Annotated in this window: 15 protein-coding genes; 4 read left to right on the top strand and 11 right to left on the bottom strand. The window is 66.2% G+C overall.

Annotated features, from left to right (window positions below):
* Nucleotides 1-19: 19 nt before the first annotated feature.
* Complete coding sequence (locus tag H0P51_RS11510) at nucleotides 20-1,120, top strand: FAD-dependent monooxygenase (protein ID WP_180918160.1); 1,101 nt, start codon at nucleotides 20-22, stop codon at nucleotides 1,118-1,120.
* On the opposite strand, the gene pdxT is transcribed toward H0P51_RS11510, so the two are convergent.
* From pdxT to pdxS, 3 genes are read right to left on the bottom strand one after another with little or no spacing between them, the layout of a single operon-like run.
* Nucleotides 1,111-1,707, bottom strand: coding sequence for a pyridoxal 5'-phosphate synthase glutaminase subunit PdxT (gene pdxT, locus H0P51_RS11505; protein WP_180918159.1), 597 nt, complete (start codon nucleotides 1,705-1,707; stop codon nucleotides 1,111-1,113). The genes H0P51_RS11510 and pdxT overlap by 10 nt on opposite strands.
* Nucleotides 1,704-2,549 (bottom strand): acyl-CoA thioesterase II, encoded by an 846-nt coding sequence (gene tesB, locus H0P51_RS11500; protein ID WP_180918158.1) that lies wholly within the window; start codon nucleotides 2,547-2,549, stop codon nucleotides 1,704-1,706. Before tesB ends, pdxT begins: the two co-directional genes overlap by 4 nt.
* Before the next feature lie 9 nt (nucleotides 2,550-2,558).
* Complete coding sequence (gene pdxS / locus H0P51_RS11495) at nucleotides 2,559-3,407, bottom strand: pyridoxal 5'-phosphate synthase lyase subunit PdxS (RefSeq protein ID WP_246398785.1); 849 nt, start codon at nucleotides 3,405-3,407, stop codon at nucleotides 2,559-2,561.
* A 156-nt stretch (nucleotides 3,408-3,563) separates the two neighbouring features.
* Here pdxS and H0P51_RS11490 point away from each other — a divergent pair, with 156 nt between their 5' ends.
* Nucleotides 3,564-4,049, top strand: coding sequence for a hypothetical protein (locus tag H0P51_RS11490; RefSeq protein WP_180918157.1), 486 nt, complete (start codon nucleotides 3,564-3,566; stop codon nucleotides 4,047-4,049).
* Between the two features lie 259 nt (nucleotides 4,050-4,308).
* Complete coding sequence (locus H0P51_RS11485) at nucleotides 4,309-4,896, top strand: TIGR03086 family metal-binding protein (protein ID WP_180918156.1); 588 nt, start codon at nucleotides 4,309-4,311, stop codon at nucleotides 4,894-4,896.
* A 66-nt stretch (nucleotides 4,897-4,962) separates the two neighbouring features.
* Here H0P51_RS11485 and H0P51_RS11480 read toward each other — a convergent pair whose 3' ends face one another.
* From H0P51_RS11480 to H0P51_RS11445, 8 genes are all read right to left on the bottom strand, one after another.
* Nucleotides 4,963-5,988, bottom strand: coding sequence for an NUDIX hydrolase (locus H0P51_RS11480; RefSeq protein ID WP_180918155.1), 1,026 nt, complete (start codon nucleotides 5,986-5,988; stop codon nucleotides 4,963-4,965).
* The gene (locus H0P51_RS11475; protein ID WP_180918902.1) at nucleotides 5,988-7,112 is read right to left on the bottom strand and encodes a glycosyltransferase family 4 protein; all 1,125 of its coding nucleotides are present in this window, start codon (nucleotides 7,110-7,112) and stop codon (nucleotides 5,988-5,990) included. Before H0P51_RS11475 ends, H0P51_RS11480 begins: the two co-directional genes overlap by 1 nt.
* Nucleotides 7,112-8,050 carry a phosphatidylinositol mannoside acyltransferase gene (locus H0P51_RS11470; RefSeq protein ID WP_180918901.1) on the bottom strand — a complete coding sequence of 313 codons (939 nt, stop codon included), beginning with the start codon at nucleotides 8,048-8,050 and terminating at the stop codon, nucleotides 7,112-7,114. The genes H0P51_RS11475 and H0P51_RS11470 overlap by 1 nt, the downstream gene beginning before the upstream one ends.
* 11 nt (nucleotides 8,051-8,061) lie before the next feature.
* Nucleotides 8,062-8,715 (bottom strand): phosphatidylinositol phosphate synthase, encoded by a 654-nt coding sequence (pgsA, locus tag H0P51_RS11465; protein WP_180918154.1) that lies wholly within the window; start codon nucleotides 8,713-8,715, stop codon nucleotides 8,062-8,064.
* 16 nt (nucleotides 8,716-8,731) lie between these two features.
* Nucleotides 8,732-9,286: an ATP adenylyltransferase gene (locus tag H0P51_RS11460; RefSeq protein WP_180918153.1), complete on the bottom strand. Its 555-nt coding sequence runs from the start codon at nucleotides 9,284-9,286 to the stop codon at nucleotides 8,732-8,734.
* The gene (gene thrS, locus H0P51_RS11455) at nucleotides 9,283-11,325 is read right to left on the bottom strand and encodes a threonine--tRNA ligase (RefSeq protein ID WP_180918152.1); all 2,043 of its coding nucleotides are present in this window, start codon (nucleotides 11,323-11,325) and stop codon (nucleotides 9,283-9,285) included. The genes H0P51_RS11460 and thrS overlap by 4 nt, the downstream gene beginning before the upstream one ends.
* 136 nt (nucleotides 11,326-11,461) lie before the next feature.
* Nucleotides 11,462-12,085, bottom strand: coding sequence for a PaaI family thioesterase (locus H0P51_RS11450; RefSeq protein ID WP_180918151.1), 624 nt, complete (start codon nucleotides 12,083-12,085; stop codon nucleotides 11,462-11,464).
* A gap of 49 nt (nucleotides 12,086-12,134) precedes the next feature.
* Nucleotides 12,135-12,992 (bottom strand): aldo/keto reductase, encoded by an 858-nt coding sequence (locus H0P51_RS11445; RefSeq protein WP_180918150.1) that lies wholly within the window; start codon nucleotides 12,990-12,992, stop codon nucleotides 12,135-12,137.
* Nucleotides 12,993-13,024: 32 nt separating this feature from the next.
* Here H0P51_RS11445 and H0P51_RS11440 point away from each other — a divergent pair, with 32 nt between their 5' ends.
* The gene (locus H0P51_RS11440; RefSeq protein WP_180918149.1) at nucleotides 13,025-13,528 is read left to right on the top strand and encodes a DUF1990 domain-containing protein; all 504 of its coding nucleotides are present in this window, start codon (nucleotides 13,025-13,027) and stop codon (nucleotides 13,526-13,528) included.
* Nucleotides 13,529-13,531: the final 3 nt, after the last annotated feature.

Below are 13,531 nucleotides of genomic sequence, written 5' to 3'. Positions count from 1 at the left end.
TTGAAAGGAACGTCTAGCGATGCGGGTTTTGGTTTGCGGTGCCGGAATGGCCGGCTTGAGTTGTGGCATCACCCTGGCGGATCACCACGTCACCATCGTCGAGCGCGCCAACCACCTGCGGGTGAATGGCTCCCCGATCGACATTCGCGGCGATTCCATCCAGGTCGCCGCAAAGATGGGCGTGCTGGACGAGATCCGCGCCCGCCGGGTTGATATGAGCGAGCGGTTGCAGTTCGTCGACTGCGACGGGAGCCTGCTCGCCGAGCTGCCCGACAGCGAGTTCAACGACTGCCCAGACGACACCGAGATTCCCCGCGAGGACCTTGCCGACGTGCTGCGCTCAGCTCTCGACTCGAGCACCGAGTTGCGGTTCGGCGAATCGATCACCGCATTGCACGACGACGGCGACGGCGTGGAGGTGCAATTCGCCTCCGGACCGCGGCAGCGCTATGACCTGGTCGTCGGCGCTGATGGCATGCACTCGGCCACCCGCCGCCTGACGTACGGCCCCGAAGGCCAGTACCTGGAACACCTGGGCCTCTACGTGGCGTTGGCCGACCTGCCGGGATACTCACAACCGGACCGCCGCAACCCGATGTATAACTTTCCCGGCCACCTGGCCGGAATCGCCACTTACCGCGATAAGGCGTTGGGGGTGTTCATGTTTCGCGCCCCGTGGATCGACTACGACTATCACGACCTAGCCGCGCAGAAGCGGATCCTGCGCGAGGCGTTCGACGGTCACACCGAATGGCGAATCCCGGAACTACTCGACGCCGCGGCCCGCGACCCCGAGCTCTACTTCGACTCGATCAGCCAGATCCACTTGCAGTCCTGGCACCGCGGCCGGGTGGTGCTGGTCGGCGATTCCGCGTACTGCGCCTCACCGCTGTCCGGGCGCGGAACCAGCCTGGCGATGACCGGCGCCTGGCTGCTGGCCGAAGGATTGCGCGATCATCCCGACGATGTCGCGGCGGCGTTCCGCCAATACGAACGCAACCAGCTTCCCCACGTCACCTACGCACAAGGCACCGCCCGCCCCGGCGGCGAAATGTTGGTGCCGGCCACGCAGGAAGAAATCGATGCGCGCAACCTGCGGCTGTCCGCGGCTCAGCTGTGAGCACTGACGATGTCGACGAACAGTTGGTGCACCCGGCGGTCGCCGGTCACCTCGGGGTGAAACGCTGTCGCCAGCACCGCACCCTGACGCACCGCGACAATGTGGCCGGCGGCCCGGGCCAGCACTTGCACACCCTTCCCGATGCGCTCGACCCATGGCGCCCGGATGAACACCGCACGCACCGGGCTATCCAGTCCCTGGAACGCAATGTCACCCTCGAAAGAATCGACCTGGCGGCCAAAAGCGTTGCGCCGCACCGTCATATCGATTCCCTTCAGTGGCAGCGCTTCGCGCCCCTTAGTTCCGGCGTCCAGGATTTCACTGGCCAGCAGGATCATGCCGGCACACGCGCCGTAGGCCGGTAGGCCGTCGGCCAAGCGGGCCCGCAGCGGCTCGAGTAGGTCGAAGTCTCGCAGCAGGTGGCTCATCGTTGTGGACTCACCGCCCGGGATCACCAGCCCGTCCACCGCATCGAGCTCGGCGCGGCGGCGCACCGTCGTCGCCTTGGCGCCGGCTTCGCCCAGCGCGGCCAGGTGTTCGCGGGTGTCGCCCTGCAGCGCGAGCACCCCGATCCGGGGCGAACTCACTTGGCGGCCGACTGGTATTCGCGCTTAAAGCGGGTCAGCCCCTCCTGCATCACCGCAGCCACCATCTCGCCGCTCTCGTTGAAAATCTTGCCCTGACACAGTGACCGACCGCCGGAGGCCGATGGCGACGACTGGTCATACAGCAGCCACTCGTCGGCCCGAAAGGCTCGCATGAACCACATCGCGTGATCCAAGGACGACACCTGCAGATGCTCCCGTTCAGCCATGTGCGTCACCTGCGCCGAACCCAACAGGGTCAGGTCGCTCATGTAGGCCAGCGCGCAGATGTGCAGCACCGGGTCGTCGGGCAGCGGGTCGCGGTGCCGGAACCACACCTGCTGCTGGGATGCCTTTCCCGGCAACAAGTGCAGCATCTCGCGGGGCACGATGCAGACGTCCCACTCCTCGAACTGCTTGAATCCGGCGTCGTCGAACACCCTCACCGAACTCAGGCCGGGCAGCCCCTCCGGGGGCGGCGCCGCTGGCATGGCGTCCTGATGGTTGATGCCCTCCTGGTCTACCTGGAACGACGCGCCCATGCTGAAGATGATCTCGCCGTGCTGGATCGCGTTGACCCGCCTGGTGGCGAACGATCCGCCGTCGCGGGTGCGTTCGACGATGAACACGGTGCGCTCTTTGGCGTCGCCGGGCCTCAGGAAATACCCGTGCAGCGAGTGCACCTGGTAGCGCGGGTCCACTGTGCGCACCGCCGACACCAGCGACTGACCGGCCACGTGCCCGCCGAACGTGCGCTGCAGGAAACCCGACTCCGGGCTGAACACACTGCCCCGATAAATATTCACCTCGAGCTGCTCGAGATCCAGGATCTCTTCGATCGCCACGGGATGTTCTTACCAGCCGCGCTGCGCGAGCCGGTGCGGCTCCGCGATCTCCTCCACATTGATGCCGACCATCGCCTCGCCCAGCCCACGCGACACCTTGGCCAGCACGTCGGGGTCGTCGTAGAACGTGGTGGCCTTGACGATTGCGGCGGCGCGCTGCGCGGGATCGCCGGACTTGAAGATGCCGGATCCGACGAACACCCCTTCGGCCCCAAGTTGCATCATCATCGCCGCGTCGGCGGGCGTGGCGATGCCACCGGCGGTGAACAGCGTCACCGGCAGCTTGCCGGCCCGAGCCACCTCGACCACCAGATCGTAGGGCGCCTGCAATTCCTTTGCTGCAACGAACAATTCGTCCTCGGACAGCGATGTCAACCGGCGGATCTCGCCGCCGATGGCGCGCATATGTGTGGTGGCGTTGGACACGTCACCGGTACCGGCTTCGCCCTTGGAGCGGATCATGGCCGCGCCTTCGGTGATGCGCCGCAACGCCTCACCGAGGTTGGTGGCCCCGCACACGAATGGCACCGTGAAATTCCACTTGTCGATGTGATGGGTGTAGTCGGCCGGGGTCAGCACCTCGGACTCGTCGATGTAGTCCACACCGAGGCTCTGCAAGATCTGCGCCTCAACAAAGTGGCCAATGCGGGCCTTAGCCATCACCGGGATGGTCACCGCCTCGATGATGCCCTCGATCATGTCGGGGTCGCTCATCCGCGAGACACCGCCCTGGGCGCGGATGTCGGCGGGCACCCGTTCCAGCGCCATGACGGCGACCGCACCCGCGCCTTCGGCTATGCGGGCTTGCTCAGGGGTGACGACGTCCATGATGACGCCGCCCTTGAGCATCTCGGCCATGCCGCGTTTGACGCGGGCGGTTCCGGTCTGGGCCCCGTTTTGCTGGGTGTTCACTACGCTCCTCAGCTCTCGATTCAGGGGTCCAGTCTAGTGGTCACGGGCAAATCGGTATTGCGGAGCGTTTCGTGAGCGCGCAACTGGGGCATCTGAACCCCCATGACTTCGGGAAGCCGCATCACTTCGGGAATCCGCGCCGCACTGCTGGCGGCAGCGCTGGTAGGTTTGCCGGCCACCAGCGCGGATGTCCCAGCGAACGCAATGCCGGGCTTCGCCGCAGACGACCCCGACCCCACCCTGCCCACCGGCCCGAACGATCCCCGATGCATAGGTATGCCGGGACTGGCGCAGTGTCAGGGCGGTCCGTTCGCGCAACCCGCCGCACCCGCGGGGCCCAAGGTGCCGACCTCCCCGTTTGATCCGACGTGCGCCACCATGCCTGCCGACGGGGCATGCGCGGGGGGTCCTTACGCCATCCCGTCGGCTCCGGCTCAGCCGGTGCCCGCGGCGCCATCTCCCGCGGTGCCTGCGCCGGCGATGCCATCACCCGCGCTACCTGCGCCAGCGGTGCCTGAGCCAGTGGTACCCGCAATGCCTGCGATGCCGGCACCGGATTCAACCGGTGGTATGCCCGGGCACATCTAGCGCAGTCCTCTCCCGACCAGCGGGGGTCTTGCCGTCGGCGATTCCCGTCGCAGCCTGCTCTCGCACACCAGCGTTGGGCCGTTCGCGTAGGTCCGAAATTACGTTCGAGTCGCGGCAGGTGCAGAAAGCGGGCCAAAAGCGGCGCCGAAGTTTGACACGTTGACCGAATTGGCCGAGCTCCGCGCGCCGCTTCAGCTCCGATCGGGAGGGCATCATCGGAAAAAATCCGGCGCCTTGGTTGGGCGCTTACCATGCGGTCATGAGCGATGCGAACTCACGGATCGGCGCGATAGCCGACGCTGCGATGGGCCTCCTCATTGCAGCGGTAGAACAGATTCGGCCCGAAAGCTGGGATCAGCCCTGCAACCTCAAGGGCTGGACTATTCGCGATCTAGTAGGCCATGTCACCGGGAGCGCAACCAAGATCGTGACGTTGGTCGAAGGCGGAGAGGTTTGGGAGGGACCCTCCCAACCGGCCGACTGGACATCTGAGAACCCAGCCGCACAGCTTCGAGAATTAGCGGGCCGGTTGCAAGTCGCGCTCCCAAACGCGGACTTGAACGCGATGCGGCCATCGCCGCAAGGCGAGGTACCGCTCTACCGGGCGCTGACCTTCCCCGTTTCCGACTTGATCCTGCACACCTGGGACGTGTACCGCTCACAGGGCCAGCCGGTCGAGTTGCCGGAGGATCTGCTGACGTTCTGCCGTGAGTTGGTCGACTCGCTGCCGGAACACTTGCTGCGGCGGCCGGGCGGATTCGGGCCAGCCCAACCTGCGCCCGCGGACGCGACGCCTACGATCCGGCTCATGGCTTATCTTGGCCGCTCGGTTGACCGTGTTCATTAGCAGTCGCAAGCACCATTTGGCGACGACCTTCTGACAAACGCCAACTGCCGGACGGCACCCTCATCACTAGCGGATCGACTGCAGCACAACAGCATCGCTACCGGTCGAGCTATCCGCAACCTCGTTCGCGGCGGGCAGCAGCTCACCGAGTTGCCGTGGGTAGACCTGCTCGCCGGCGGCGATCAGCTCGGCGATATCGTCGGCGCGACACCACCGGGCACCGTGGATGTAGCTGCGCTCCAGCTCGGTCTGGCCGTCGAGTGTCGGCTCGAACCGCCGGGTGCGGTGCACTAAATAGAACTCCTCGCTGTCGATCGTCGACCCGTTGAACTCGAAGACCTCGTCGCGCCGCCAGATCGGCCCGAACAGCTCCGCCGGCGTCACCTGCAGCCCGGTTTCCTCGGCCAGTTCCCGAGCGGCGGTCTCGGCCAACCGCTCCCCCGGCTGCACTTCGCCGCCGACGGTGAACCACCACCGGGGCGCACCGGCGATCGCGGGATCCGAGCCGCACAGCAGCAACACGGCCCCGGCCTCGTCGAGCAGCACCACCCGCGCCGAGGTGCGATGGTTGAGCTCGTGATGGGCGTGTGTTTGCGCGTGTGGCCGCTCCACGATCTCGAAATATGTTGGTAGCGGCGCCCTTCCACCTAGCCGGAACAGGCGCACCATGCGTCGTTCGGCCAGCACAAGTGTGTCGCGGACCGCGTCGTTGTGGAACCTGCGGGCCAGCAGCACCCGCGCTTCTGCGTCGGCCAGCTCGGCCAGCAGCCCGGCAGGCACCGACGCCGCATCGACCATCGCCAGCGCGGCGGAAAGCTCGTTTTCCGCGGTCTCGCGCGCACCGCGCGGCGCCCGTTCGGCGGCGTCGGCCAATGCAGCCAACCGCCTGCCCTCGGGTGCCCCGCCGTAGGCGTCGATAGCGATCGCACGGGCCACTACCGCACGCCGCGCCAACGCGCCGTCCAGGACCTGCCAAGACAGGTCGTAGCGCACATGCAGCCGATTCAGCCGGTGGGCCCGCTGATATCCCCAGGCCGCGAAGGCGACCAGCACCACGAACAAAAGGGCGGTCGCGGCGATCAGCCACGCCATCAGCCGGCCACCTGTACTTTGACGCCGGCGCCGGCGACCGTTTCGTAGACCCGCATGATCTGGCTAGCCACCACCGACCAGTCATAACGACGAACTTCCTCGCGCGCGGCGGCTACGTAGCGTTCCCGCAGCCGGTCGTCGTCCAGCACCGCGATTAGCGCCTCGGCCAGCGCGGGCCCCTCATCGACCGCCACCAGCCGCCCAACCTCACCGTCTTGCAGCACCCGCCGAAACGCATCGAGGTCGCTAGCGACCACCGCGGTGCCCGCGGCCATCGCCTCCACCAGCACGATGCCGAAGCTCTCGCCTCCGGTGTTGGGCGCGCAGTAGACGTCGGCACTGCACATCGCCGAGGCTTTGCCGTCGTCGTCCACTTGCCCCAATATCCGGATGTGCTCTACGAATTCTGCTGACTGAGAACGTAATTCGTCCTCGTCGCCGCGCCCAACAATCAGCAACTGCACATCGGGAAATCGCTCGATCACCATCGGCATGGCTTCCAGCAACGTCGACATGCCCTTACGCGGCTCATCGAAACGTCCAAGGAACAGCACCGTCTTACCAGGCCGCGGATAGCCGTCCAACATCGACGCCGAGGCGTAGAAGTCGACGTCGACGCCGTTGGGTATCTCGACCGCGTCGGACCCCAGCGATTCCATCTGCCAGCGCCGAGCCAGATCAGACACTGCGATGCGCCCAACGATCTTTTCGAACCGGGGCCGCAATATCCCGCCCAGCACCGACAGAGCCACCGATTTAGTGGCCGAGGTGTGGAAGGTCGCAACGATGGGGCCCTCGGCGATGTTCAACGCCAGCAGTGACAGGCTGGGTGCGCCCGGCTCGTGCAGGTGCAGCACATCGAAATCGCCTTCCGCAAGCCACTTCTTCACCTTCCGGTAGGTGGCCGGCCCGAACCGCAACCGCGCCACCGAGCCGTTGTAGGGAATTGGGACAGCCCGCCCCGCCGAGACGACGTAGTCGGGCAACTCGCATTCCGACGACGACGGCGCAAGCACGCTGACGTGGTGACCGCGGGAGCGCATTACCTCGGCCAGTTGCAGCACGTGCGATTGCACCCCGCCGGGCACATCGAACGAGTAGGGGCAGACCATCCCGATCCGCATCAGCCGTCCTTCAACCACGCCCGACGATCGTCGGACAGATCGGCCAACCACTGCGGTTGCAGCATGTGCCAGTCTGCGGGATGGGCGGCGATATTGCGCGCGAACTCGTCGGCCAGTGCCTGGGTAATCGCTTCGACGTCACCGCTGCTGCAGTCCAGCGGCGTCTGCATGTTGCATGCCCAGCCGTCGCCGTCGAACCAGCAGTGCGACGGTAGCAGCGCCGCACCCGTGGCGATCGCGAGCTTGGCCGGACCTGCCGGCATCCGGGTGCGTTCGCCAAAGAAGTCGACCTCGACGCCGGTGCGGGTGAGGTCACGCTCGGCCATCAGGGCCACGATCTGGTTTGCTCGTAGCCGCTCGGCCAGCACTTCGAAGGCGGACCGGTCGCCACCCGAATGCGGGATCACCTCGAAGCCCAGGCCCTCGCGATAGGCGATGAAGCGCCGGTACAGCGACTCCGGTTTGAGGCGCTCGGCGACAGTGGCGAAGGTGCCGTAGGTCTGCGCCAGCCACACGCCGTTCATGTCCCAGTTCCCGCTGTGCGGCAGGGCCAGCACCACGCCGCGCCCCTGGGCCAGTGCCCCGTTGAGGTTGTCCTGCCCACCGGTGCAGGAGTCGAGCCGTTCGGTCAGCGCCCGCAGGTCCATCGTCGGGAGCCGGAACGCTTCCCGCCAGTAGCGGGCATAGGACGCCACCGACTCCCGCATCAACGTATCGGGCACCGCGGCGGGCTTCACGCCGAGCACGCGCGCCAGGTTCTTGCGCAGCTGCAGAGGCCCGCCACGACGTGCCGCGTAGCGGGCGCCGGCATCGAATGCGTTGCGGGCGGCGAATTCCGGCAACGCCCGCACCGCCATCCAGCCGCTCGCGTACGCCCAGTCGGTGGCGGTGCCGATGAGCAGTTCGCGGGGGCGCCGGCCGGGAATTCTGAGGTTCATCGACGGCGGGATCACGGCTCGCTCTTTCCTGGCAGCGTCAAGTGCTCGACCGCCCCAGGCGAAGTCCGCACCGCGTGCAACCGCTGCACGCAGGTGATCAGACTCAGTACCGCCAGCAGCCACATCGCCACCGGCAGCGCCGGCGGCCAGGGGACGAACGGAAAGTCCGACACCCCGGCCCCGACCAACACGATGATCAGTCGTTCCGGCCGTTCGATAAACCCGCCGTCGCCGCGCAGCCCACTGGCTTCGGCCCGGGCCTTGATGTAGGAGATCACTTGCGAGGTGACCAGGCAGATCAGCGTCGCCACGGCCAGCAGTTCGTCGTGCTTATGAAACACAATCCACCACAGCAGCCCGCAGAACACCGCGCCGTCACCGATGCGGTCGCAGGTGGCGTCCAGGACCGCGCCGAACCGGGTGCCGAATCCGCGTTCGCGTGCCATCGCCCCGTCGGCCATGTCAAACAGGGTGAAGAACCAGACCACACACCCGCCAGCGAACAACTTGCCCATCGGGAACAGAATCAGCGCCCCCGCCGCCGAGCCGACGGTTCCGATGACGGTGACGACATCGGGTGTCAGACCAACCCGCAGGGCCGTCCGGGCGACCGGGTCGGTGAGTCGGGCGAAGAACGCTCGGGACAGGAACGGCAGCTTACTCATGACTTCATCCGCTTCATCACTGTCGGGCCCACTCTTCGGATAGCAGGCGGCGAGTCTCGCGCAGCAACTGCGGTATCACCTTGGAGCCGCCGATAATGGTGATGAAGTTCGCGTCCCCGCCCCACCGCGGCACCACGTGCACGTGCAGATGCTCGGCCAGCGATCCGCCCGCCGAGGTGCCCAAATTGATGCCGACGTTGAAGCCATGCGGCCGCGACACGCTCTTGATGACGCGGATCGCCTTCTGGGTGAACTCCATCACCTCGGCGCTCTCCGCTTCGGTGAGATCTTCGAGTTCGGAGACGCGCCGATAAGGCACCACCATCAGGTGACCCGGGTTATACGGGTACAGGTTGAGCACGGCGTAAACGAGTTCGCCGCGCGCCACCACCAGGCCGTCTTCGTCGGACATCTGCGGGATGTCGGTAAACGGTTGCGACGGGTTGGCCTCGTCCCGCTTGAGCGGACCTTCGGCGAGGTAGTTCATCCGGTACGGGGTCCACAGTCGCTGCAGATGGTCGCGCTCGCCGACTCCGCGGTCGAGGATCGTGTCGTCGTCAGCCACAGTCACCCACCAGCGCCAACCTTCACCAATTCCGCGGTGGGAAACGAATTTTCACGACGGGCGATCCAGTCCGCGATAGTCGCCACGGCGGCTTCGCGCGGCACCCCGTTGATCTGGGTGCGGTCTGCGAACCGGAAGCTGACGGCGCCGGCCTGCACGTCGCGGTCGCCCGCCAGCAGCATGAACGGCACTTTTTGGTTGGTGTGGTTAACGATCTTCTTTGCCATCCGATCGTCGCTGCCGTCAACTTCGACCCGGATGCCATGTGACTTTAGTTGCGCGGCAACGTCTTCCAGGTACGGCAGGTGCTCGTCGGCGACTGGAATGCCAACCACCTGGATCGGCGCCAGCCAGGCGGGGAACGCACCCGCATAGTGCTCGGTGAGGATACCGAAGAACCGCTCAATCGACCCGAACAGCGCGCGGTGGATCAGCACCGGCCGCTGCCGGCTGCCATCGGCAGCCGTGTATTCGAGTTCGAAGCGTTCCGGCATGTTGAAGTCGACCTGCAGCGTCGACATCTGCCAGCTGCGGCCCAACGCATCTTTGACCTGCACCGAGATCTTGGGTCCGTAGAACGCCGCGCCACCTGGATCGGGAATCAATTCCAGCCCGGAAGCCTCGCCGACCTCGCGCAGCACCTCGGTGGCCTCCGCCCACACCTCGTCGGAGCCCACGTACTTGTCCGGGTCCTTGGTGGAGAGCTCCAGGTAGTAGTCGTCCAGGCCGTAGTCGGCCAGCAGGTCGAGCACGAAGCGCAGCACCGAGGTCAACTCGTCGCGCATCTGCTCGCGAGTGCAGTAGATGTGGGCGTCGTCCTGGGTCATGCCCCGCACCCGGGTCAGGCCGTGGATCACCCCCGACTTCTCCAACCGGTAGACGCTGCCGAACTCGAAGAGCCGCAACGGAAGTTCGCGATACGAGCGACCGCGCGACCGGTAGATCAGGTGGTGCATCGGGCAGTTCATCGGCTTGAGGTAATAGTTCTGCCCGGGCTTGCGCACCGAGCCGTCCTCGTTGTACTCGGCGTCGATATGCATCGGCGGGTACATACCCTCGGCGTACCACTCCAGATGGCCGGAGGTGATGTAGAGCTGCTCTTTGGTGATGTGCGGGGTGTTGACAAACTCGTACCCCGCCTGCTCGTGCTTTTGCCGCGAGTACTCCTCCAGCTCCCGGCGCACGATGCCACCCTTGGGATGGAAAACCGCTAGGCCGGAACCGATTTCGTCGGGGAAGCTGAACAGGTCCAGCTCCACGCCCAGCTTGCGGTGGTCACGGCGCTGAGCCTCTTGGAGCAGCTCCAGGTGGCGGTCCAGCGCCTCCTGCGACTCCCAGGCGGTGCCGTAAACGCGTTGCAGGCTGGCGTTGCGCTGATCGCCGCGCCAGTAGGCGGCCGAGCTACGGGTGAGTTTGAACGCCGGGATGTGCTTGGTGGTGGGGATGTGCGGCCCGCGGCACAGGTCGCCCCAAACCCGTTCGCGGGTGCGGGGATTGAGGTTGTCGTAAGCGGTGAGCTCGTCTCCCCCGACCTCCATTATTTCGGCCATCGACTCGGTTCCTACGGACTTGTCGTCGACGAGTTCAAGCTTGAACGGCTCGTCGGCCAACTCCTGGCGCGCTTCGTCTTTGGACGCATAGACCCGCCGGTCGAACAGCTGGCCCTCCTTGACGATCTGGCGCATCCGCTTTTCCAGCTTCTCCAGATCCTCGGGCGTGAACGGCTCGGCGACGGCGAAATCGTAGTAGAAGCCGTCGGTGATGGGCGGGCCAATGCCCAGCTTGGCTTGTGGGAAAAGGTCTTGGACGGCCTGCGCCAGCACGTGGGCAGCAGAGTGCCGGATGACGCTGCGACCGTCTTCGGTATTGGCTGCGACGGGAGTCACCTCCGCGTCGACCTCGGGTACCCAGCTCAGGTCGCGCAGTTTGCCCTCGGCGTCACGCACCACCACCACGGCGTCGGGAGTCCCACGCCGCGGCAGTCCCGCCTCGCCGACCGCTGCGGCGGCGGTCGTGCCGGCGGGGACCCGGATTGGGGCGCTCATCGGGCTGGTCTCCAATGCTGTGTGGCGGGACGTGTCGAAAGGGTCGCGACCATGCTATCGGGGGCCGATCGGCCCGGACTTCCGCAGCCCGGGGCCGCAGCTCAGGGGCGGTGATGTCGTGGATGTCGCGGGTCGCTTAGGGCTGTCCGGGCTTGAGCCGCACGAACAGCGCCTCGGCTTCGGTCAACAGCGTGTCACCGTCGTGCAGGCGACCGGACACGAAGATCTTTCGCCCCTCGTCACGGTCGATTCCGGCATCGAACTGCAGCTCTTTTTCGATCGGGACGATGTTGCGGTAGTCGATTTTCAGGTAAGCGGTGCGCTGGCGGCGGCTGCCGGTGAGCACAGATGCGGTCAGCCCGAGCACGGTATCGAACAGCATGCCCAGCGACCCACCGTGCACAGCCCCGTTGCGGCCCAGGTGAAATCGCGCGAACCGGGCACAGCCCTCGATGCGGCCGTCCTGGGTCTTGTGCGCGTCCATCGGCACGGTCAGCAGATTGCCGCGTACCGGCAGGTCCATCCGTCTGCCCGACGGCGAGTGCCATTCGTCGACGTCGTAGGGCGCCAGCAGCGCCGATAACTCTTCGAGGCGCGCAGCGGCTTGGGTGATGACGTCGTCCGGCGCGTCGACAGCACGGGCGTGATCCTGCAGCCTGCGGACCGCGTCGATGAATCGGCCGTAGTCGGGCCCGCCCTTAGTGGTCGGCTCAGGCGGATTGAATCCGCCGCCGGGGTGTCGCTGATCTGGGGCTGCCATTAGGACACCGTATGCGTCCCGATCGGCTCCCCCGCACCGCTGGTGGGGCCTACTGGGCGCCGCCGGCCACCGATAGCGTCTCGAACTCCTCGTCGGAAAGCTCGATGTCGGCGGCCGCAACGTTCTCCTCGAGGTGCGCCAGCTTCGAAGTTCCCGGGATCGGCAGCACCACTGGCGATCGTTTGAGCAGCCAGGCGAGCGCCACTTGCGACGACGTCGCGTCGTGCGCGGCGGCAATTTTCTGCAACGGACCGTCGGGCGCCGCCAGCGGACCCCCGGCCAACGGGAACCAGGGGATGAATCCGATGTTCTGAGCGGTCGCCGCGTCCAGCAGCGGCTCGGCCTTGCGGTTGGTCACGTTGTACATGTTTTGCACGGACACGATTGGCGCAATCGTGCGGGCCGCCTCGAGTTGATCGACGTCGATCTCGGACAGACCGATGTGGCGGATCTTGCCTTCGCTCTTCAGGGCGACGAGTTCCCCGAGCTGGTCGGCCAGCGGGAAATTCGCGTCGATGCGGTGCAACTGGAACAGGTCGATTGTCTCGACGCCGAGGCGGCGCAGGCTCATTTCACATTCCTGGCGCAGGTAGCTCGGGTTACCCAGCGGAACCCACACATTGGGGCCGGTACGCAGCAAACCGGCCTTGGTGGCGATCACCAGATCGGTGTAGGGATGCAGCGCCTCACGGATGATCTCCTCCGAGACGTAGGGCCCATAGGAGTCCGCGGTATCGATAAAATTCACGCCCAGCTCGACGGCGCGTCGCAACACCCGCACGCATTCGCCGCGATCGCTGGGCGGCCCCCAGACGCCGTCACCGGTCAGGCGCATCGCGCCGAAACCCAGCCGGTTGACGGTCAGCTCATTGCCCAGGGTGAAGGTTCCAGACGCTCGTGCGCTCACAGCTACGACCGTACGCGTGGCAAGCTGGCCGGGTGGACTTGGACGCCCTCGCCGGCCAGCAACTCACCTACCAGGAAGTGGGGGCGACGGCTGCCGGCCAGCTGCCGCCGGGGTACGGCCACCTCGACGTGTCGGCCCAGATCGGGACGGGTCGGGACCGTTTCGAACAGGCCGCGAAGGCCCTGATGCACTGGGGTATGCAGCGCGGCGCCGGGCTAAGGGTGCAGGCCAGCACCGAGACGGTCTGCGTTTCCTCGGTGGTGGTGGTCACGATGATGAGGCTCCTGCGGGCGCCCTGCCGGGTGGTTTACGTGGTCGAAGAACCCGACGTGCGCGGCTTCGCCTACGGCACGTTGCCCGGTCACCCAGAGTCCGGCGAGGAACGCTTTGTGGTCCGCTACGACCCGAACACCTGCGTGGTCTACGCCGAGGTGTCGTCGTTTTCCCGGCCGGCGACCTGGTGGAGCAAACTCGGCGGTCCGTTCGTCGTGCTGGCCCAGCGGGCGATCGCCAAGAGGTACCTGCGCGCGGTGTGATCG

The sequence above is a fragment of the Mycobacterium vicinigordonae genome (assembly GCF_013466425.1).
GTDB lineage: Bacteria > Actinomycetota > Actinomycetes > Mycobacteriales > Mycobacteriaceae > Mycobacterium > Mycobacterium vicinigordonae.
This window is presented reverse-complemented; position numbering and strand designations above follow the sequence as displayed.

What these genes read in the sequence shown, in the direction of transcription:
- H0P51_RS11510 (WP_180918160.1), top strand. Translation starts at nt 20, where the DNA reads ATGCGGGTTTTGGTTTGCGGTGCCGGAATGGCCGGCTTGAGTTGTGGC.
- pdxS (WP_246398785.1), bottom strand. Translation starts at nt 3,407, where the DNA reads ATGGCCGAGATGCTCAAGGGCGGCGTCATCATGGACGTCGTCACCCCT.
- H0P51_RS11490 (WP_180918157.1), top strand. Translation starts at nt 3,564, where the DNA reads ATGACTTCGGGAAGCCGCATCACTTCGGGAATCCGCGCCGCACTGCTG.
- H0P51_RS11485 (WP_180918156.1), top strand. Translation starts at nt 4,309, where the DNA reads ATGAGCGATGCGAACTCACGGATCGGCGCGATAGCCGACGCTGCGATG.
- H0P51_RS11480 (WP_180918155.1), bottom strand. Translation starts at nt 5,988, where the DNA reads ATGGCGTGGCTGATCGCCGCGACCGCCCTTTTGTTCGTGGTGCTGGTC.
- H0P51_RS11475 (WP_180918902.1), bottom strand. Translation starts at nt 7,112, where the DNA reads ATGCGGATCGGGATGGTCTGCCCCTACTCGTTCGATGTGCCCGGCGGG.
- H0P51_RS11470 (WP_180918901.1), bottom strand. Translation starts at nt 8,050, where the DNA reads ATGAACCTCAGAATTCCCGGCCGGCGCCCCCGCGAACTGCTCATCGGC.
- pgsA (WP_180918154.1), bottom strand. Translation starts at nt 8,715, where the DNA reads ATGAGTAAGCTGCCGTTCCTGTCCCGAGCGTTCTTCGCCCGACTCACC.
- thrS (WP_180918152.1), bottom strand. Translation starts at nt 11,325, where the DNA reads ATGAGCGCCCCAATCCGGGTCCCCGCCGGCACGACCGCCGCCGCAGCG.
- H0P51_RS11450 (WP_180918151.1), bottom strand. Translation starts at nt 12,085, where the DNA reads ATGGCAGCCCCAGATCAGCGACACCCCGGCGGCGGATTCAATCCGCCT.